Below are 20,178 nucleotides of genomic sequence, written 5' to 3' on the forward strand. Positions count from 1 at the left end.
GATATTTGCCCCGGGTCCGCGTCAGCTGCGGACCGCCGCTCCCGCCGGAGACCGCGGCGGCCGGCGGCGAGCTGGCGCTCGCCGAGATCCCCGACCTCCGCTGCCAGCCCCGCGCGCCAAGCCCGGGGGGTGAGCGGGCGGGTCGTGCGGGGCCGCCTGGCTGGGGTGGGCCGGGCGGCGGCGGCTGAGTCAGTGGCTGGGCGGGATCACTCTGAGGTGGCCGCGGCGGCCGGTCTGGTGTCCTGACGACGGCTCGTCGTGGTAGTCGTCCAGCCGGGGGGTGGGCCGGGCGGCTTCGCGGACGGCCTCGGCGAGTGCGACGAGGTCGTCCGGCGTGGGGGGTGGGGGCGCGAACTCACCGTCGTGGCGCACGAGCTCCCAGCCGCGGGGGGCGGTCAGGCTGCGGGCGTGCGGCTCGCACAGGTCGTAGGTGTGTGGCTCGGCGAACGCCGCGAGGGGGCCGACGACCGCCGTGGAGTCGTTGTAGACATAGGTCAACGTGGCGACGGCCTGACGCGGGCAGCCGTTTCTGGAGCAACGCCGTGGTGACCTCACGGCGGCACGTTATCTCCCCTACCCGCTCCGCCGGTCCGGATGCGACCGCGACACGCCGACTACCCGTGATCACGATATGAAGACGCAGGTTGGACACGGGGTGAGTTGTGCCGCCTCCGGGCCACTACGCTCTTGACGTGAGCAGTCCCGAACCACGGCGCCCGGGTCCCGGCCGCCGCACCCGCCGCGACCGTCACGGCCGTGGCCTTCGCGGGCGTCTGGTGCCGGCCACGGTGCCGCTGGCCCGCACCAAGGCGGAGATCTTCGACGACCTCGTGCTCGACACGGTGGAGGCGCTGGAGCGGCGCTTCGCCAAGGAGCTGGCGGGCGTCGAGTTCGCCGTCGAGGATGTGCCTCCGGATCTCAACGTCTACGACTCCGACGTGCTGGAAGACGGCGAGGTGCCCCTCGCCCGCCTGCTGCCCGGGCGCCCCGGGCGGCAGGAGGTGCCGCCCCGGATCGTGCTCTACCGCCGCCCGCTGGAGTTTCGCGCCATGGATCGGGAAGACCTCGCCGACCTCGTGCACGACGTGATCATCGAGCAGGTCGCCAACCTGCTCGGCGTCGACCCGGACGAGCTGGCCTGAGGCCTGGTCATGGAGCGCGCCCCCCGGCACGCTCCACGATTGCGACTCAGGCGAGGCGGCGCCAAAGGCGCCGTCTTCCCTCGGCGTGGTGTCCGCGGTGGTCCAGCGCCGCGTCGCCTTGGTCCGGACGCCGCCGCGCTAGCTCCCTCGCGACCTAGGCGACGCGGCGCTTGAGCTTGCGGCGCTCGCGCTCGGAGAGCCCGCCCCAGATGCCGAAACGCTCGTCGTGACCCAGCGCGTACTCCAAGCACTCGGCCTTGACCTCGCAGCGTGAGCAGATGCGCTTTGCCTCGCGGGTCGATCCGCCCTTTTCCGGAAAGAACGCCTCCGGGTCGGTCTGCGAGCACAGGGCCCGCTCCTGCCACTCCGGCGCGTCTCCGATCAGGTCGGCCACCTCAAGTGGGCCGTCCATCAGCCTGCCTCCTTCTTGCGCGCCGGCCGCGTCGCCGGCGCAACCCCCCACGCGGAAGGCGTGTCTTTATGTCCGAACGGTGTAGTTTCAGGTAATCCTAGGGAACACCTGAAGATCCTATTCGAACAACCCCAGTGAAATTACACGCGTGTAATGCGTGCGTCGTCAAGCCGAACCTGATAAAAGGCCGGCTTTATCGGCGTGCCGCGCGCGACTCGCGGGAGAACCACACGCGGCCGCCACCGCCCTACCGATTCAGCCCCGGGGGAGGTAACGGCGTCAGCGCAACACGTACGCCGTGGTGCGCTCGCGTGCCGGCCGGCCGGCCGCCGCCGCGATCGAGCGGAGCTGCTCGACGGTACGCGCGGAACCGTTGGCCGAGCCGGCCATCCGCGAGATCGTCTCCTCCATCAGCGTGCCGCCGAGATCGTTGCAGCCAGCCTTGAGCATCGCGACGGTGCCCTCGTCACCGAGCTTCACCCACGAGCACTGGATGTTGGCGATCCGCTCGTGCAGCAGGATGCGGGCCATCGCGTGTACGACCCGGTTTTCCCGCCAGGTGGGGCCGGGCCGGGCCACGCCGGCGAGGTAGATCGGCGCGTTGGTGTGCACGAACGGCAGTGCCACGAACTCGGTGAAGCCACCGGTGCGGTCCTGCACGCCGGCCAGCACCCGGAAGTGGCCGAGCCAGTGGGCGGGGTGGTCGACGTGGCCGTACATCATCGTGGAGCTGGACCGGATGCCGAGCTCGTGCGCCGTCGAGACCACCTCGACCCAGGTGGCGGCCGGGAGCTTGCCCTTGGTCAACACCCAGCGCACGTCGTCGTCGAGGATCTCGGCGGCGGTGCCGGGGATCGTGTCCAGCCCGGCCTCGCGGAGCATGGTCAGCCAGTCGCGGATGGACATGCCCGCCTTGCTCGCCGCGGTGACGATCTCCATCGGAGAGAACGCGTGCACGTGCATCTCCGGCACCCGCTCCTTGATCGCCCGCACGAGGTCGGCGTACGCGGTGACCGGCAGCTTGGGGTCGATGCCACCCTGCATGCACACCTCGGTCGCGCCCGCCTTCCACGCCTCCTCGGCCCGGTCGGCGACCTGGTCGACGGAGAGCCGGTACGCGTCGGCGTCCCGCTCGCGCTGGGCGAACGCGCAGAAGCGGCAGCCCACGTAGCAGACGTTGGAGAAGTTGATGTTGCGGTTGACCACGTAGGTGATGTCGTCGCCGACCGCTTCGCGGCGCAGGTCGTCGGCGATCCGGCAGAGCTCGTCGAGCGCCGGGCCGTCGGCCTCGAACAGCGCCATCGCGGCCTCTTCATGCCGCGGGTCGAGCAGCGCGGCCGGATCACTGGCGGCAAGCCGCAGCGCGGCGGAGACGGGTGCGGCGGAGGAGACGGCCGGCGCGGATACCTCGAGCGAGGACCAGTCGCCGTAGACCGAGTCGAAGTCACCGCGGCGGTCCTCCGTGCGACCGAGGGTGTCGATCTCGGTGTGGAGGTCGACCCGGCCGGCCGGGATCGCGTCGTCGGGCTCCTGCCAGGGGCGGCCCGCCAGCGGAGCGTCGGGGTTGGCGAGGCCGTCGGAGAGGGCAAGCGCGGACACGTGCGGCAGGACGCGCGGGTCGAGCCAGGGATCGCCGCGCACCACGTACTCGGGATAGATGGCCAGGCGCTCGCGCATAGTGAAGCCGGCGGCGGCCGTGTGGCGGGCCAACTCCTCGATCCGCGGCCACGGCCGCTCGGGGCTCACGTGGTCGGGCGTCACCGGCGACACGCCGCCCCAGTCGTCGATGCCGGCGCGCAGCAGCAGGTCGTACTCGCCGGCGATGAGGTTGGGCGGGGCCTGGATGCGGGCCCGCGGGCCGAGCAGGACGCGGGCGACGGCCACCGTGGCGGCCAGGTCGTGCAGCTCGGCGTCGGGCATGCCGCGCATCGCCGTGTCCGGCTTGGCCCGGAAGTTTTGCACGATGACTTCCTGGATGTGGCCGTACTGCCGGGCCACCCGCCGGATCGCGAAGAGCGAGTCGGCCCGCTCGCCCAGCGTCTCGCCGATGCCGATCAGGACGCCGGTGGTGAACGGCACGCCCACCCGCCCGGCGTCCTCCAGCACCCGCAGGCGCACGGCCGGCTCCTTGTCCGGTGAGCCGAAGTGTGGCCCGCCCGGCTCGCTCCACAATCGCGTGGCCGTGGTCTCCAGCATCATGCCCATGCTGGCCGCGACCGGCTTGAGGCGCTGGAGGTCGGCCCAGGAGAGCACACCGGGGTTGAGGTGCGGCAGCAGGCCGGTCTCTTCCAGCACCGCGATCGCGCTCGCCCGCACGTAGTCCAGAGTGGAGTCGTAGCCCCGCTCGTGCAGCCACTCGCGAGCCGCCGGCCACCGCTCCTCCGGCCGATCGCCGAGCGTGAAGAGCGCCTCCTTGCAGCCCTGCGCGGCGCCGTCGCGGGCGATCTGGAGCACCTCGTCGCGCTCCAGGAAGGCCGCCGGCAGCCGGTGTGGCACGGTCGCGAACGTGCAGTAGTGGCAGCGGTCGCGGCAGAGGCGGGTGAGCGGGATGAAGACGTTTTTCGAGAACGTGACGACGCCCGGCCGACCCGCGTCTCGCAGCCCCGCGTCGCGGATGCCGCCGGCGATGCTCAGCAGATCGTCGAGCCGCTCGCCTCGGGCGGTCAGCAGGGTGGCCGCTTCGTCCACGTCGAGCGCCCGTCCCTCGGCCGCCCGGTGTAGCGCCCGTCGCAGGCTCGCCTCGGTGGGCCGAGCTTCGTTGTGATCAGCCACCCGACGAAGCCTACGGCGGTCCGGCCGAAAGAGGGGTGTGGGGAGGGCAGTTGCCCTCCCCACACGACGATCGGGAATCTTTTCGGCGCCCGAGCGGGTCGCGCTATCGCTGTACCGGCCGCGTCGGGTCGTCGCCGAGGCCACCCGGCGGGGGCGGCGGGAAGCCCGCCGAGGGCTGCTGGCTGGCCGGGTTGATGAGCTGGGTCTGCTGGCCCGGCTCGGTCGGCGGCGGCTGCTCCTGGCTCGGCGGGGTGCTGGTGGGTGCCTGCGGCGGGGCGCTGGTCGGCATGGGCGGCACCGGAGCGGTGGGCGCACCGGCCGGGCCGGCGCCGTACGGCTGCTGCCCCGGCTGGCCGTACGCCTGCGGGTAGGCCGCGGTCGGCTGCCCGTACGCCGGCGGGTAGCCCGGCTGCTGCTGCTGTGGATAGCCCGGCTGCTGGCCGTAGCCCTGCGGGTACCCCGGCTGCTGGCCGTACGCCGGCTGCCCGTACATGCCCGGCTGGGGCTGGGGCTTCGGCACCCAGTAGAGGCCGCGGCCGACCCGGACCAGCGCGTAGGCCGCGATGGCGAGCACCGCCAGGAAGGCGAGCCGGCTGAGGAACGCCAGCAGCGCGTTGAAGATGCTGTCATCGGCGATCTTGACGACGCCGATGAAGAGGCCGAAGACCACGCCGAAGAACGCGGCGACCGCGTACAGGACGAGGGCCACCAGCGTGATCACCTTGGCCCGGCCCAGCACCGGCCGGACGTGGTTGGCCAGGAGCACCGCCAGGAACGGCAGGCCGATCGTGGCGAGGTTGACGAAGAGGTCGAAGCTGCCGGCGGCGTTGCCGGTGAAGGTCTCGAACTCGCCGTCCGGGATCAGGTTGAGGATGCCCACGAAGAGCAGCACCGCGGTGGCGCCAAGAAGCACCAGGGCGGCGAGCTCGCGCAGCGGCTTGGTGAACTGGCTGGCCGACGTCCCGTCGCTCGGCGTGGCCTCGGGTTGGGTGGTCAAGGCTCCCCCTGGGGTGGCGGACTAAGCGGTCTGCGCCCGTGAGCCTAGCGGTCCCGGGGTAGGACTGCTGCGCTCCCATGGCCTGGGAGAGGATGGGGGCATGCGGATCGTGGTACTTGCCGGAGGCATCGGTGGGGCTCGTTTCCTGGTCGGCGTGCGCGCGTACGCCCGCGAGGTGGGTGCCGAAGTGACCGCCGTGGTCAATGTCGGAGACGACGCATCCATGCACGGGCTCCGGATTTGCCCCGATCTGGACAGCGTGATGTACACGCTCGGTGGCGGCGCCGACGCGGAGCGCGGCTGGGGGCGCACCGGCGAGACCTGGACGGTGAAGGGTGAGCTGGCCGCCTACGGCGCCGAGCCCACCTGGTTCGGGCTCGGCGACAAGGACATCGCCACCCATCTCGTCCGCAGCACGATGCTCACCGCCGGCTACCCGCTCTCCGCGGTGACCGAGGCGCTCTGCGACCGGTGGCAGCCGGGCGTGCGGATGTTGCCGGCCAGCGACGACCGGCTGGAGACCCACGCGGTGGTCGAGCTCGACGGCGAGCAGAAGGCGATCCACTTCCAGGAGTGGTGGGTGCGTTACCGCGGCGACCTCCCGACGCGGCGCTTCGTCTTCGTCGGCGCGGAGACGGCCAAGCCGGCACCCGGCGTGCTCGACGCGATCGCGGCGGCCGACGTGGTGCTTCTCGCGCCGAGCAACCCGGTCGTGAGCATCGCGCCGATCCTCGCCGTCCCGGGGCTGCGCGACGCGGTCGTGGCGGCCACCGCCCCGGTGGTCGGCGTCTCGCCCATCATCGGCGGCGCGCCGGTGCGCGGGATGGCCGACAAGTGCCTCGCCGTGGTGGGCGCCGAGTGCACGGCGGCCGGTGTGGGCCGCCTGTACGGTGCCGATCTCCTCGACGGCTGGCTGGTGGACACGACCGACGAAGGCACGGCGGTCCCGGGCGTGACGGTGCGGGCTGTTCCACTGTGGATGACCGACGAGCAGGCGACCGCCGGGATGGTGCGCGCCGCGATGGAGCTGGCGTGAACCTGGAAATCCTGCCCGTCACCGGCATCGGTGACGTCTCGCCCGGCGACGACCTGGCCGCGCTGATCGCGGGCGCGGCGCCATGGCTGCGCGACGGCGACGTGCTCGTGGTCACCAGCAAGATTGTGTCCAAAGCGGAGGGTCAGCTCGTCGACGTGCCGGCTGACGGGCCGGAGCGGGCCGCCGCGCGCGACGAGGTGCTGGCCGCGGAGACCGCGCGCAGGGTGGCCAGCCGTGGCCAGACCCGGATCGTGCAGACCCACCACGGCTTCGTGATGGCCTCCGCCGGCATCGACGCCTCCAACGTGGACCGCCAGCGGCTCGTGCTGCTGCCGAAGGATCCGGACGCCTCGGCCCGCGCCCTCCGCGCGGCGCTGCGCGAGCGGCACGGCCTCGACGTCGCGGTGGTCGTCTCCGACACGATGGGCCGGCCGTGGCGCAACGGCCTCACCGACGTCGCGCTCGGCGCCGCCGGGATCGTGCCGTTCCGCGACCACCGGGGCGAGACCGACCCGTACGGCAACGAGCTGCACATCACCCAGATGGCCGTCATCGACGAGTTGGCGGCCGCGAGCGAGCTGGTCAAGGGAAAGACCGACCAGGTGCCGGTCGCGGTCGTGCGCGGCTACCTGGCCCGGCCGGGCGACGACGGCCCTGGGGCGGTGGCGCTGGTGCGTGAGGCGGCCGCCGACATGTTTTCGCTCGGCACCGCCGAGGCGCGCGCCGCCGGCCTTCGCGAGGCCGCGCTGCTGCCGCTCGTGCCGCCGCCCGCCGCGGAGCCGGCCGACGCCGGCACGGTGGAGCGCGCGATCGCCGCGGTGGCCGGCGTGGTCGCGCCGGGCACGCTCTTCACCCACATCCCGGACCAGGGGGTACGGGCGACACCTCCCCCGCAAGCGGACAGCGCGGCGTTGGTGCGCTTCGGCACGGATGTGCACCGCCTGCGGGCCGCCCTGGCCGCTGAGGGCGCGGGAGGCGTGCCCGTCCTGCTCTCCTGAAGGGCTGACCGTCTCGCACCTACGCGAGATTTCTTGTGGGTGGCCGGCAACTGTTTCGGAACAGTATTGACATGTTTCGGTGTCTCGTTCGAAACTTGTCGTTGTTGGCATCGGAGATCATCGATCGCCATGGCCGCGCCCAACCACCCCGCTCCGGAAGGAGAGCCCTAGTGATCATCAGCTCGGGCGGCTCTAAGTTCCGTTCGACGGTCATCGTGCTGGCAGTGGCGGTGCTCGCCGTAACCGGCACGGTAGCTGTGTTAACGAGAACCTCCACCCCCGCGTACGCGGCGGTGGGCGTCGAAGACGACGGCGCCGACTGCCCCGTGGCCAACAGCCCTTCGACGTCCAGCGCCAGGCTCCCGGATCCGTTCCGGAAGATTGACGGTACTCGCGTTTCGACCAAGGCCGATTGGCGTTGCCGCCGGGCCGAGATCAGGGAGATGGCGGAGCGCTCCGTTTACGGACAGAAGCCCGCGAAGCCGGCATCCGTCACGGGCACCGTCTCGACCAGCAGCATCACCGTGAACGTGTCGGACCAGGGCCGCAGCGCGAGCTTCTCGGCCAGCGTCCAGCTGCCCACGACCGGCTCCGCGCCGTACCCGGCGGTCTTCGTCGTGGGCGGCTTCGGTGCCGACACCGCGACCATACGCAGCTCCGGCGCCGCGGTCATCAACTACGACCCGCTCGCCGTCGGCCGGGAAGGCACGCCCCGCAACAACAAGCAGGGCGCGTTCTACACGCTCTACGGCGCGTCGAGCAGCACCGGCATCCTGATGGCCTGGGCCTGGGGCGTGAGCCGCCTCATCGACGTCATCGAGTCCTCCGGCAGCAACATCTTCCGGGCCGACGGCCTGGGCGTCACGGGCTGCTCCCGCTACGGCAAGGGCGCCTTCACGATCGGCGTCTTCGACCAGCGCATCGCACTGACCATGCCGATCGAGTCGGGCAGCGGCGGTGCCCCGATCTTCCGCGGCATACCCGGCGAGTCCGGCTCGCAGCCGCTGAGCAGCGCGTACGGCGAGCAGCCGTGGCTCGGCGACGCGTTCAGCTCGTTCACCGGCAACCCCAACGCACTGCCGGTGGACACCCACGAGATGGTGGGCATGGTGGCGCCCCGCGGGCTCCTCATCATGGAAAACCCGCACATCGACTGGCTGGCGGCCCGCTCCGGCAGCAACGCGGCCCTCGCCGGCGCCGAGATCTACAAGGCGCTCGGTGTCGGCGGCAACATCACGTACTGGTCCGACGTGGCCGACGGCACGCACTGCGCCAGCCGCACGGAATGGCGTACGCCCCTCCAGCAGTTCATCCAGAAGTTCCTGCTGAAGACCGGCAGCGCGGCCGGCACGATCCGCATCTCCAGCCGCAAGCAGGGCAACCTCGCCGAGTGGCGGGACTGGACCACGCCGACCCTCACCGACGGCGGCCAGACCACGCCGCCGCCGACCACCCCGCCGCCCACGACGCCCCCACCCACCACGCCGCCGCCGACCACCCCGCCACCCACCACGCCCCCGCCCACGACCCCGCCGCCGACCGGCAACGGCTGCACGGCGACGGTGTCGCTCAACCAGTGGACGGGCGGCTTCGTGGCAACGGTGCGGGTGACCGCCGGCCCCGCGGCGATCAACGGCTGGACGGTCGCCGTGACCCTGCCGTCCGGCGCCAGCATCACCAACTCCTGGAATGTCACCCTCAGCGGCACGAGCGGCGCGGTCCAGTTCAGCAACGCCAGCTACAACGGCTCCGTCGCCGCTGGACAGTCGACCGAGTTCGGCTTCCAAGGCACGGGCACCGGCACCGGCATGAATCCCACCTGCACCGCCAGGTAGGGGTGTGGCACGGCCCCGGGCCCGCGTCACGCGAGACCCGGGGCCGGTCTTTCTTCAATGCAGATGTGCCCGGATCCGCGTCACACGCAGGCCGCCGCTCCCGCCGGAGACCGCGGCGACCGGCGGCGAGCTGGCGCTCGCCGAAACCCCCGGCCCCCGCTGCCACGTCCGCGCGACAAGCCCCAACCCAACCAGCACGGAGGCCACTTCCCGGCATGCTGGATCTAGAGACGTTACGAAGTCAGGCTCGCCTGGCGTTACTTCCAGGGGCAGATTTCGCATGCCTCGCGGTCGTTACTGTCCGCAAGGAAACCCGCTGTCCGCCCGCGCCATCGACCCAGCAAGGGACAATGTGGACAAGTTCCACCTCCGCAAGGGTGACCGCGACCAACCGCGCAGGGCGAGGCGGCGGGAGCGGCGTTCTGGACCACGACGAACATGGCGGCGGGATTGCGGCGCGGACCTGGCAGCGCGGGTCGGGGATCTCGGCGAGCGCCAGCTCGCCGCCGACCCGCGCGTTCTCCGGCGGGAGCGGCGGTCCGCAGCTGACACGGACCCGGGCAAATCTGCCTGAGACACCTCGCGACGAGCGAAACTCAGACCCTCTAGCCGAGCCAGACCGCGACGCGGTGGTCTTCGTCGGTTACGTAGACGCGCTGGTCGCCATCGACGGCCAGGCCCTCGACGTTGTGGAACGGGTCGAGGTCGGCGACGAGCTCCGCGGGGATCCGGCGGCTGCCGTCCGGTGTGGGGAGGCCGAAGCGGATGTGCCTGCTCGTCACGTCGCCGCCCTCGGGGTGGTCGTCGAGCAGCACCGAGCCCTTGCCCAGCGCGTCGATCGAGCCGACCACCGCCTCGTACGCCCCGCCGCCCACCGCGGTCAGCGCCCGGAACCCGACGAGCGTGCCGGGTGGCGTGACGCCGGTCAGGGCGTACGCGCCGACGACCTCGGGCCAGGTCCGCGGGTCGCTGTCGAACATGCCCTCCACGCCGGCCACCTCGACGAGCACCGGCTCGCCCTTCTCGGTCACCGGGAAGCGGAGCCCGAGCAGTAGCGTGCCGGACGGCGTGAAGGCGGCCGCCTCGACGTTGAGCGGGAGGTCGCCGGGGGCGAGGCGGGCGGCCCAGCTCTTCTCCCGCGCGGTGCCCCTGTTGATGGTCTCCACGATGAACCTCGCCTGCACCGTGTTGCCCGGCGGCAGCGGCGTGATGTCGGCCGCGGCCAGCGCGTCGTTGACGAGCCGGTGTAGGCGGAACTGGTTGCGCACGATTTGCAGGGACGCCGCGCCGGGGCGACCCGCGTCCGCCTCCCGAAAGCGCGCGAAGAACGCCCGCTTGGGGCGCAGCGGGCCGCCCTTGGAGCCGAAGTGGGAGCCGAGCACGTAGATCCACTCGCCGGACCGGGCCAGGGCCTCGCCGTCTTCGGTGCGGCCGGTCTCCATCCCGGCGTCGAACGCGGCGTGGTGTGCCGTCCAGGTGCCGTCCGGGCGTTCCAGCAGCAGCGCCAGGCACTGCTCGACGGTGCCCTCGTCGAGCACCGTCCAGAACGCCCGCCGAGCGCCGTGCGCGGCCAGCACCTCGGGCGAGAGGACGGGCAACAGGTCGCTCGCCTCGTTGCACCCGACGGCCAGCTCCACCGAGGTCAGGGTCATTTGTCTACCACGCTCCATCGCTCGACGCCCGACTCCCACTCATGATCAAACGTAGCTGTCGTCGCCACGTTTCTTGAGGTCGTCGACGAGCTTCTTCACGTCCTGGGCGCGGTCGCGGGGGCAGACGAGCACCGCGTCCGGGGTGTCCACGACGATCAGGTCGCGTACGCCGAGCGTGGCCACCAGCCGGCCGGACTGCGGCACCACCACGAGGCCGCTGGAGTCGCGGAGCAGCACACCCGGCTTGTCTTCGGTCGGGTCGGCGCCCACGACGACGTTTCCGGCCGGGTCGGCGGGGAGCACGTCACCGAGCGTGTGGAAGTCGCCGACGTCGTTCCACCCGAAGTCGCCGGGCACGGTGCCGACGAGCCCGGCCGCGGCCGCGCCCTCCATCACCGCGTAGTCGACGGAGATCTTCGGCAGGGTCGGCCAGACGTCGGCGAGCACCTCTTCGCGGGCCGGCGTCTCCCACGCGTCGGCGATGCGCTGAAGCCCGGCGTGCATCTCCGGCTGCTGGCGGGCGAGCTCGGCGAGGAACGCGTCGACCCGCCACACGAACATGCTGGCGTTCCAGAAGTAGCGGCCGGACTCCACATAGGAGACCGCCACGTCGTAGGCCGGCTTTTCCTTGAACTCCTCGACCACGCGGATCGGGCCGTCGCCGACGCCACCGCCGCACTGGAGGTAGCCGTATCCCGTCTCCGGGCGGGTGGGCATGATGCCCACGGTCATCAGGAGGCCCTGCTCGGCGCCCTCCACCGCGCGGCGCACCGTCGCCACGTATCCGTCCGGATCGCCGATGAGGTGGTCGGCCGCGAACGAGCCCATGACCGCCTCCGGCTCGCGGCGCGCGATCACCGCGGCGGCCAGGGCGATCGCCGCGCAGGAGTCGCGCGGCGACGGCTCGATCAGGATGTTTTCCTCGGGTACCCCGGTGAGCTGCCGGGCGACGGCCGCGGCGTGGGACACGCCGGTCACCACCAATGTCCGCTCCGGGGTGGTCAGCGGCGCCAGCCGCTCGACCGTCGCCTGGAGCAGCGAGGCGGCCGTGCCGGTGAGCGGATGCAGAAACTTAGGGTGACCGGCGCGGGACAGCGGCCACAACCTTGTGCCGCTGCCTCCCGCCGGAATGACGGCGAAGAGCATCAGCCCATCATGCCTGCTGTGAGTTACGACCTACCGCTCAGGCGGCGGCGCGGCTCCACGCGGCGACGTGCACCTCGGCGCTCGACTCCCAGGTGAACTCCTTGGCCCGGTCGAAACCGGCCTTGGCCAGCGCCAACCGGCGGGCCTCGTCGTCCAGGAGCGCGGCGAGGTCGGCCCCGATCTGGACCGGATCTTCGCTCGTGTACGCCACCGCGTCGCCACCGACCTCGGGCAGTGACAGGCGCGGCGTGGTCAGCACCGGCGTCGCACAGGCCATCGCCTCCAGGATCGGCAGGCCGAAGCCCTCGCCGTAGGACGGGTAGGCCGCGACGAGCGCGCCGCCGAGGAAGCCGGGCAGGTCGGCGTAGCGCAGGTAACCGGGGCGGAGCAGGCGGAGGTGGGCCGGCACCTCGGCGACCGCGCGGTCGATGTCGTCGTCGTGCCCTTGGCCGCCGGCGATCACCAGCGCGGGCGGGTCGGTGCGGTCGCGCACCGCCTGGGCCCAGCCGCGGATCAGGTTGGGCACGTTCTTACGCGGCTCCTTGGCACCGAGGAACGCCACGTAGCCGCTGCCGCCGAGGCCGAGGCGGGCACGCACCCGGGCCTTTTCCTCGTCGGTCGGCGGGTGGAACGCGGCGTGGTCGACCCCGTGGTAGGCCACGTCGATGCGGGTGGGGTCGGCGTCGAGCAGGCGGATCAGCTCGTCACGCGTGGCCTTGCTCGGCACGATCACCCGCTCGGCCCGGCGCAGCGCGGTCTTGATCGCACTGCGGAAGAACGTGCGGCGGGACTTGTCGTAGTGCTCAGGCTCGGTGAAGAACGTCGCGTCGTGGACGGTCACCGTCACCGGGCAGCCGGCGCGCAGCGGGCAGGTGTAGAACGGCGAGTGCAGCACCTCGGCGCCGACCTGCTGGGCCAGCAGCGGCAGCCCGGTCTGCTCCCAGGCCAGGCGGGCGGGGCGGTGGGCCACGGCGGCGGGGGCGGGGATCACCTCGGCGGCCGGCAGCATCCGCGCGTAGCGCTCCGCATCGGTGCGGAGGGCGACGACGGCAAGCTCCAGCCCGGAGCCGATCACCTTGGCGACAGCGCCGAGCAGCCCATCGACGTATCTGCCGACGCCGCCCCGGTCGCCGGGAACACTCGTGGCGTCGACGAGCACGCGGGGCGGACTACCGGAGGTCACTGGGCGACTCCTTGAGATGCTCTGTGGTTGTGTTCAACAACACGTACGTAAAGCCTACGCCGCACGGTTGAGCCATCGTTGTCTGCGACGCGACGGTAAGACTTTTCCCAAAGTGAGTGAGTCAGGAGTGAGTACTGTCCGGCATTGTGATCGAACGCTTTGCCACCGCGGCCGCTGAGGATCCGGCCCGACCACTGCTCACCTGGTACGACGACGCGACCGGCGACCGCACCGAACTCTCCGGCGCCACGCTCGACAACTGGGTCTCCAAGACGGCGAACCTGCTGGTAGACGGCCTGGGGCTGGATCAGGGCGACCGGGCCGCGCTGCTGCTGCCACCGCACTGGCAGACCGCGGCGGTGCTCCTCGGCTGCTGGGCGGCGGGACTCGACGTCGCGGATGAAAAAATTCCCGTCGATGTCATCTTCGCGTCGGCCGATCGGGTGAATGACGCGGCGGGATGGGGCGCGAGCGAGCGGTTCGTGCTCGGGCTCGCGCCGATGGCCCTGCCGATGCGGACAGTGCCGTCCGGTTTTGTGGATTACGTGGCCGAAGTGCGCACTTTCGGAGACCACTTCACGCCGTACCCGGATCAAAGCGACCGCGACCTCGTGGAGCGCGCGGCCGTGCGTGCGGCGGAGCTGGGGCTGAACGCTGGCGACCGGGTGCTGGTCGACGCCGCGAGGCACCCGGACCCGCTCGACTGGCTGCTGGCCCCGCTCGCCGGTGGCGCGACGCTGGTGCTCTGCGGCGCGCTCGACCCGGCCAAGGTCGACGACCGGGTGGCGGCCGAAAAAGTCACAACTCGGCTGGTATGACCTCGCGAAACGCGTTTTCGGCCGTCCAGACGTAGAAGCCGGCCCGGTCGCTCAGCCATGGCCGCGAACGCACCTCACGCTCGTCGAGCACCTTCTCGTCGACCTCGAGGAGCACGTAGCGGGAGCCGTCCGCGTTGCCCTCGCGCCACCCCGGTCCGTAGAGCGCGTCGACGAGCCGGTCGCGCCGGCCGGGCGCGAGCGCGCCGTCGACCACCCAGTCGGTGGGCACCCTGTACCAGCAGGTGCGGGTGACCTTGGCCAGCGGGTTGAACGCGTGGTTGCCGTCGACCCACACGCCAAGCGTGTCGGTGACGGTCAGCCGCAGGTACGCGCTCATGGCCAATGAGACGCTGTGGCCTCACGAGCCGGTTGCTGACTGAGTGGTCAGTGCTTTCGAGCGAAACGTCGGAACTCCTCCAAGGATTCCGGGTTGGCGAGCGCGCCGGTCGCGGCGGCCTGCTGGATGGGTGTACCGGTGAGGATCCGCTTCACCGGTACCTCCAGCTTCTTCGCGCTGAGCGTGCGCGGCACCGCCCGTACCTGATGGATCTCGTCAGGGATGTGCCGCGGCGACAGCGCGGTACGCAGCTCGCGGGCGATCCGGCCGCGCAGCTCGTCGTCGAGCTCGCGGTCGCCGGCCAGCACCACGAAGAGCAGCAGCTCGCCCTGGCCCTCGCCGTCGATGTGTACGACCACCGAGTCGACGACCTCGTCCAGCCCCTCGACCACCGAGTAGAACTCCGCGGTGCCGAGCCGGACTCCGCCGCGGTTGAGCGTGGCGTCGGAGCGGCCGGTGATCACGCAGGTGCCCCGCTCGCTGATCGTGATCCAGTCGCCGTGCCGCCACACGCCGGGGAAGACGTCGAAGTACGCCTCGCGATAGCGGCTGCCGTCCGCGTCACCCCAGAAGCCGACCGGCATGCTCGGCATCGGCGCGGTGATCACCAACTCGCCGAGCTGGTCTGTCACCGGCTTGCCGGCCGGGTCGTACGCCTCCACGCGCGCGCCGAGACAGCGGCAGGACAGCTCGCCCTCGTACACCGGGACGAGCGGTGCGCCGCCGATGAACCCCGTGCACACGTCGGTGCCGCCGGACAGGGACTGAAGCTGGATGTCGGGGCCGAACACCTCGTACACCCAGGCGAAACCCTCGGGCGGCAGCGGCGCGCCGGTCGAGCCGATCGCGCGCAGCTTGGCGCCCGCCCGCGGGGTGAGCCCCGCCTTGCGGCAGGCGAGGAGAAACGGCGCGCTGGTGCCGAAGTACGTGACGCCGGCCTCCTCGGCCATCCGCCAGAGCGCGCCGAGGTCCGGGTGCCCGGGATTTCCGTCGAACATGACGATCGCGGCGCCGACCGCCGGGCCGGAGACGAGGAAGTTCCACATCATCCAGCCGGTGGTGGTGAACCAGAAGAACCGGTCGCCCGGACCGAGGTCGTGGTGCAGGGCGAGCATCTTGAGGTGCTCGACGAGGATGCCACCGTGGCCGTGCACGATCGGCTTGGGCAGCCCGGTCGTGCCGGAGGAGTAGAGCACGTACAGCGGGTGGTCGAAGGGGACCGGCTCGAAGGTGAGCTCCTCGTCCGTCTCGGGCCACTCGTGTCGCTGGGGATGCAGGTAGGGCAGCGTGATCGTATGGCGCAGCGACGGCAGCGCCTCCTGGATCGCGGCCACCTCGGCGCGGCGGTCGATCGCCTTGTCGCCGTACCTGTAGCCGTCGACCGCGACCAGCACGACCGGCTCGATCTGCTGCCACCGGTCGACCACGCTGCGGGTGCCGAACTCCGGCGCGCACGACGAGAAGGTCGCGCCGAGGCTGGCCGTGGCGAGCATCAGCACGTACGTCTCGGGGATGTTCGGGGCGTACGCCGCGACCCGGTCACCGCGCCCGACGCCGAGCCGGCGCAGCTCGGCCCGCGCCCGCCGCACCTGCTCGCGCAGCTGTGCCTTGGTGAGCGTGACCGGCTCGCGGGTCTGCGAGTACGCGATTACGACCGGGTCGTCCGGACCCAACCCCGGCATCCGCAGCACGTGCTCGGCGTAGTTGAGGGTGGCGCCGGGAAACCAGCGGGCGCCGGGCATCACGGGCTCGTCCAGGACGGCGGTCGGCTGGTCGTACGCCTTGACGTCGAAGTAGTCCCAGATCGACCGCCAGAAGCCCGGCAGATCGTCGACCGACCACTGCCACAGGTCGGCGTACCCGGCGAAGTCCAACCCACGGTGCTCGCGCAGCCAGCGCAGGTAATCCCCGATCCGGGAGCTGTCCCGCACGTCGGCCGGCGGCGTCCACAACACTGTGCCCGCGCTCATCCGAACATCTTGCCCGCCTGCCGCGCGAGCGGCGAAACCGGTACGGTGCGCGCATGCGACATCTATGGAGTTTGCTTGCCGGCGTGGTCGCCGCGCCGCTTACCTGGGTGCTCGTCTCCATGGGCCAGTCCGGCTCGTCCAGCACGGTGGCCAGATGGGCGGAGGCCGGCCGGTTCGACACCCTGGACCTCATCGAGCCGGCCGTATATCTGGCGGTGGCCGGCATCCTCCTCGGTGTGATCGGCACGCTGCGTTTCTCGCCGCTGGGCCCGCTGGTCGCCGGGCTGCTGCTGATCGCGCCGTACGCCGCGCTCTTCGCCGACCCGATCGCCGTTCGTGACGCGGTGCCGGACGGCTGGGAGGTCATCGATCGGGATATCCCGCTTCTGGTGCCGCTCGACAACGGCACGCTCCTGCTGCTCGGCGCGCTGCTGGTGATCGCCACGTTCAGCGTCCAGCGGTGGCGGCGGTGGCCCCTGGCGAGCGGATACGCGCCCGAGCCGTTCACACCGAAGGACGAGCCGGACACGCTGCCCGACCTGATCACCGTGCCGCCGGCGACGTCCTCCTTCAACGCTTTTAGCGCGGGAAACGCTTTTGATACGCAATCCGACGAGACGCCGACCGTGCCCAACCGGCCCTCCGGTAGCACTCCGTGGTCGGCGCCTCCCGCCGGGGCGAGCAAGGGCACCGACGCCAAGTAGCGCCAGTTCAGGGGCTTGCTCCCGGGGGGTACGGTGCCCCTGCGGATGATGATGGGGAGGGCACATGCGCCACGCGGGTTCGCTCCTGCTGTCGCTGTTTCTGGCGCCGCTGATCTGGGTCGGCACGGGCTACGGCCTGACCGAGGTCAACAAGGCGCGGGCGCAGCTGCTCGGCGGGTTCGAGATCGAGATCCTGCTCGGCCTGCTCGCGCTGTTGGCGGCCGGCGGGCTGTACGCGCTGCTGACGATGGCACGGCTTTCCCCGATCGGGCCGGCTCTCATCGGGCTGATCTTCCTCGCGCTCGCGTCCTGGGCGGCGTTCGACCCGGAGTCCTACTTCGACACGATGCCCACCGACCTGCGCGACGGTGACTTCGCCCTGACGTTCCCCGCGCTCGGGTACTCGGCCATGCTCGCCGTGCCGCTGCTCGCCACGCTGCTGAGCCCACGCCGCTGGCGGCGCTACGCCCACCCGGCCGCCGCGACGCCGGCCGCTCCCGCGCCGTACCCGATGCCCGCCGCCGGGATGCCCCCGGGCGCGGTGCCGCCGGGTGGCGCCTACGCCCCGCAGCCCACGTTCGCCGCTACGCCGGGCTACCTCGCGCCGCCGCCTTCGGGTGCGCCGACGACGGCTTTCCCGTCGTCCGCGCCGCCGTCGAGCGCGCCGCCCGCACCGCCGATGGCCGCGCCCGTCCAGCGGATCCCGGCGCAGACGCCGCCACCGCCGGCCGAGCAGGAGACGACGACGCGGCTCAGCCAGCCGCCGCCCGAGGCCCCGACGACGCGCATCCCGGCATCGCCGACGGTCGCCCCGCCCGCGCCGCCGGCCGAAGCTCCGACGACGCGCATCCCGACGTCACCGACGGTCGCCCCGCCCGCGCCGCCGGCCGAGGCTCCGACGACTCGGATCCCGACATCGCCCACGACCGCCATCCCGCCGGGCGGTGACCAGACCACGACGCGGCTCGGTGCGCAGCAGGACACGGAGGCCACCCAGCTCCTGAAGGGTCCGCCCCCGAAGGACGCCTACCCGAGGCCGGCCTGGTCCGCTCCGACGCCGCCGCCGATCACGCCGCCCGGCGCCCGTAAGCCAGAAGACGACGACCTCGACGACCCGGAAGCCACCCAGCCCGCGCGCTGACGGACCCGTCACGCGGCCTGGCGGCGCCAGCCGAGCAGCCAGATCAGGTACATGCCGCCCAGCGCGGCGGTCACCACGCCGACCGGGAGCTGGGTCGGCGCGAGCGCCCGCTGCGCGACGAGGTCGCTGGCGAGCAGCAGCGCGGCGCCCATCGCGGCCGACGGCAGCGGGTTGGGACCGGTGGCCCGGGTGAGCCGCCGGGCCAGCTGCGGCGCGGCCAGCGCGACGAACGCGATCGGCCCGGCGCACGCGGTGCCCACCGCGGCCAGGCCCACCGCCGCGGCGATCAGCGCCAGGCGTACCCGTTCCACGGAGACGCCGAGCGAGCGCGCGGTCTCGTCACCCATCTCGAGCACGAGAGTGCGCCGGTGCAGGATCAGGACGACCGGCAGCAGTACCACGAGCGCACCGCCGGCCACGGCCGCGTGTGCCCAGCCCCGGGCGTTCAGGCTGCCCATGATCCAGAGAGCGGCGCGCTGGGAGTCGAAGATGTTGGCGCGGGCCAGCAGGTACGTGGTCATCGCGGTGAGCAGTGCCTGCACGGCCACCCCGATGATCACCAGCCGGTACCCCTGCGTGCCGCGCCGGTAGGCGAGCAGGTAGACCGCGACGGCGGCGAGCGCCCCGCCCAGCACGGCGCCGGAGGCGATCTCGACCAGGCCGCCGCCAACCAGGATGATCATGATGAGCGCGCCCACGCTCGCGCCGGCGGTGAAGCCGATGACGTCCGGGCTGCCCAGCGGGTTGCGGGTGATGCTCTGGAAGATCGCCCCGCTCGCGCCGAACGCCGCGCCCACCGCCAGCGCGGTCAGCACCCGGGGCAGCCGCAGGTCGATGACGATGTACTCGGCCGCCGGGTTGCCCCGCCCCACCAGTGTCCGCACCACGCCGGCCGGCGAGATCGGGTAGTCGCCCGTGCCGAGGGCGACGACGGCGACGAGCGCGCAGGTGCCGAGCAGCGCCAGACCGACCGCGAACGAGCGCTTCACAGCCGGGGAAGCCTTCCGCGGCGGCGGACCAGCACGATCAGCATCGGCGCGCCGAGCGCGGCGGTCACCACGCCGACGCCGACCTCGCTGGGTCGGGCCACCACCCGGCCCACGATGTCCGAGAGGAGCAGCAGGATCGGCGCGAGCACCAGGGAGTACGGCACGAGCCAGCGGTAGTCCGGTCCGGTGATCATGCGGGCGGCGTAGGGGACCATCAGCCCGAGAAACGCGATCGGCCCGGCCGCCGCGGTCGCCGCGCCGCAGAGCACCGTGACCGCCACCGCGCCGAGCACCCGCGTCCGGCCTCGGTGGACGCCCAGTGCCTGGCCCGCCTCCTCGCCCAGTGCGAGCGCGTTGAGCGACGGGGTCAGGCCGAGCGCGATCGCCGCGCCGCCCGCGATGAACGGCAGCACGGCCACGATCACGGCCGGGTCGGCGCTGGCCAGCGAGCCGACCATCCAGCTGCGCCAGCGGTCGAAGGTGGCCGAGTCGGTGAGCAGGATGGCCCGGCCGATCGCGTGCAGCACGTACGTGAACGCGATGCCCGCCAGCACGAGCCGGACCGGGCTGGCTCCCTCACGGCCGCGGGCGCCGACCGCGTACACGAGCGTTGCGCTGACCGCCGCGCCGGCGAACGCGAACCACACGTACGCCCACGGGCTGGTCAGTCCCGCGATGCCGATCGCCACGAGCACGCCGAGCCCGGCGCCCTCGTTGATGCCGAGGATGCCCGGGTCGGCCAGCGGGTTGCGGGTGAGTGCCTGGATCAGCGCGCCGCCGAGCCCCAGCGCGGCACCGACCACGAGGCCGAGCAGCGTGCGCGGCACCCGCAGGTCACGGACGACCACGTGGTCGTCGATCCGTGCGTCGTAGTGCAGGAGCGCGTCGAACACCGTGCCGAGCGGGATCGACTTCGAGCCGATCGCGATGGACAGCAGCGCGGTGACGACCAGGACGGCGCCGGCCGCGGCCAGACCGAGGGCGAGTGCCGGCCGCGCGCGGACGCCGGCTTTGGACACGCCAGCGGCTGCGGTCACGGTCACAAG

At 72.1% G+C, this 20,178-nt stretch carries 18 protein-coding genes; 7 read left to right on the plus strand and 11 right to left on the minus strand.

The genetic code is table 11. The features are described from left to right. Positions 1–189 precede the first annotated feature (189 nt). Positions 190–555, minus strand: coding sequence for a DUF3499 domain-containing protein (locus AC5L36_RS38210; RefSeq protein WP_441223536.1), 366 nt, complete (start codon positions 553–555; stop codon positions 190–192). A 137-nt stretch (positions 556–692) separates the two neighbouring features. On the opposite strand from AC5L36_RS38210, the gene AC5L36_RS38215 reads away from it, so the two are divergent. Then, positions 693–1,142 (plus strand): metallopeptidase family protein, encoded by a 450-nt coding sequence (locus AC5L36_RS38215; RefSeq protein ID WP_441223537.1) that lies wholly within the window; start codon positions 693–695, stop codon positions 1,140–1,142. A gap of 154 nt (positions 1,143–1,296) precedes the next feature. On the opposite strand, the gene AC5L36_RS38220 is transcribed toward AC5L36_RS38215, so the two are convergent. From AC5L36_RS38220 to AC5L36_RS38230, 3 genes are all read right to left on the minus strand, one after another. Further along, a complete protein-coding gene (locus AC5L36_RS38220; protein ID WP_173039867.1) occupies positions 1,297–1,554 on the minus strand; it encodes a WhiB family transcriptional regulator in 258 nt (85 codons plus the stop codon). A 279-nt stretch (positions 1,555–1,833) separates the two neighbouring features. Further along, positions 1,834–4,326 (minus strand): bifunctional FO biosynthesis protein CofGH, encoded by a 2,493-nt coding sequence (locus AC5L36_RS38225; protein ID WP_441223538.1) that lies wholly within the window; start codon positions 4,324–4,326, stop codon positions 1,834–1,836. A 103-nt stretch (positions 4,327–4,429) separates the two neighbouring features. Further along, positions 4,430–5,323: a hypothetical protein gene (locus AC5L36_RS38230; RefSeq protein WP_441223539.1), complete on the minus strand. Its 894-nt coding sequence runs from the start codon at positions 5,321–5,323 to the stop codon at positions 4,430–4,432. Positions 5,324–5,423: 100 nt separating this feature from the next. On the opposite strand from AC5L36_RS38230, the gene cofD reads away from it, so the two are divergent. From cofD to AC5L36_RS38245, 3 genes are all read left to right on the plus strand, one after another. Beyond that, complete coding sequence (gene cofD, locus AC5L36_RS38235; RefSeq protein ID WP_441223540.1) at positions 5,424–6,359, plus strand: 2-phospho-L-lactate transferase; 936 nt, start codon at positions 5,424–5,426, stop codon at positions 6,357–6,359. After that, complete coding sequence (locus AC5L36_RS38240) at positions 6,356–7,357, plus strand: coenzyme F420-0:L-glutamate ligase (protein WP_441223541.1); 1,002 nt, start codon at positions 6,356–6,358, stop codon at positions 7,355–7,357. Before cofD ends, AC5L36_RS38240 begins: the two co-directional genes overlap by 4 nt. A 524-nt stretch (positions 7,358–7,881) precedes the next feature. Continuing rightward, a complete protein-coding gene (locus AC5L36_RS38245) occupies positions 7,882–9,192 on the plus strand; it encodes a glucuronyl esterase domain-containing protein (protein WP_441223543.1) in 1,311 nt (436 codons plus the stop codon). Between the two features lie 605 nt (positions 9,193–9,797). On the opposite strand, the gene AC5L36_RS38250 is transcribed toward AC5L36_RS38245, so the two are convergent. The 3 genes from AC5L36_RS38250 to AC5L36_RS38260 are packed head-to-tail and all read right to left on the minus strand — an operon-like array spanning position 9,798 to position 13,173. Next, a complete protein-coding gene (locus AC5L36_RS38250) occupies positions 9,798–10,844 on the minus strand; it encodes a hypothetical protein (RefSeq protein WP_441223544.1) in 1,047 nt (348 codons plus the stop codon). 45 nt (positions 10,845–10,889) lie between these two features. After that, on the minus strand, positions 10,890–11,990 hold the full coding sequence (locus AC5L36_RS38255; protein ID WP_441223545.1) for a mannose-1-phosphate guanylyltransferase: 1,101 nt from the start codon (positions 11,988–11,990) through the stop codon (positions 10,890–10,892). Positions 11,991–12,027: 37 nt separating this feature from the next. Next, entirely contained in the window at positions 12,028–13,173 is a 1,146-nt protein-coding gene (locus tag AC5L36_RS38260; protein ID WP_441223546.1) for a glycosyltransferase family 4 protein, read from the minus strand. A gap of 134 nt (positions 13,174–13,307) precedes the next feature. Here AC5L36_RS38260 and AC5L36_RS38265 point away from each other — a divergent pair, with 134 nt between their 5' ends. Continuing rightward, a complete protein-coding gene (locus AC5L36_RS38265; protein ID WP_441223614.1) occupies positions 13,308–13,991 on the plus strand; it encodes a TIGR03089 family protein in 684 nt (227 codons plus the stop codon). On the opposite strand, the gene AC5L36_RS38270 is transcribed toward AC5L36_RS38265, so the two are convergent. Further along, the gene (locus tag AC5L36_RS38270) at positions 13,972–14,328 is read right to left on the minus strand and encodes a hypothetical protein (RefSeq protein ID WP_441223547.1); all 357 of its coding nucleotides are present in this window, start codon (positions 14,326–14,328) and stop codon (positions 13,972–13,974) included. The two genes, AC5L36_RS38265 and AC5L36_RS38270, sit on opposite strands and share 20 nt — an antisense overlap. Positions 14,329–14,375: 47 nt before the next feature. Further along, the gene (locus tag AC5L36_RS38275) at positions 14,376–16,298 is read right to left on the minus strand and encodes an acetoacetate--CoA ligase (protein WP_441223550.1); all 1,923 of its coding nucleotides are present in this window, start codon (positions 16,296–16,298) and stop codon (positions 14,376–14,378) included. A gap of 53 nt (positions 16,299–16,351) precedes the next feature. Between AC5L36_RS38275 and AC5L36_RS38280 the strand changes: the two genes are divergently transcribed. Beyond that, positions 16,352–17,002, plus strand: coding sequence for a hypothetical protein (locus AC5L36_RS38280; protein ID WP_441223551.1), 651 nt, complete (start codon positions 16,352–16,354; stop codon positions 17,000–17,002). A gap of 64 nt (positions 17,003–17,066) precedes the next feature. Continuing rightward, positions 17,067–18,143, plus strand: coding sequence for a hypothetical protein (locus tag AC5L36_RS38285; protein ID WP_441223552.1), 1,077 nt, complete (start codon positions 17,067–17,069; stop codon positions 18,141–18,143). 8 nt (positions 18,144–18,151) lie between these two features. Here AC5L36_RS38285 and AC5L36_RS38290 read toward each other — a convergent pair whose 3' ends face one another. Continuing rightward, positions 18,152–19,132: a FecCD family ABC transporter permease gene (locus AC5L36_RS38290; RefSeq protein WP_441223553.1), complete on the minus strand. Its 981-nt coding sequence runs from the start codon at positions 19,130–19,132 to the stop codon at positions 18,152–18,154. Then, positions 19,129–20,175 carry a FecCD family ABC transporter permease gene (locus tag AC5L36_RS38295; protein ID WP_441223554.1) on the minus strand — a complete coding sequence of 349 codons (1,047 nt, stop codon included), beginning with the start codon at positions 20,173–20,175 and terminating at the stop codon, positions 19,129–19,131. The genes AC5L36_RS38290 and AC5L36_RS38295 overlap by 4 nt, the downstream gene beginning before the upstream one ends. Between the last annotated feature and the right edge of the window lie 3 nt (positions 20,176–20,178).

It is taken from the genome of Phytohabitans sp. LZ39 (assembly GCF_059359075.1).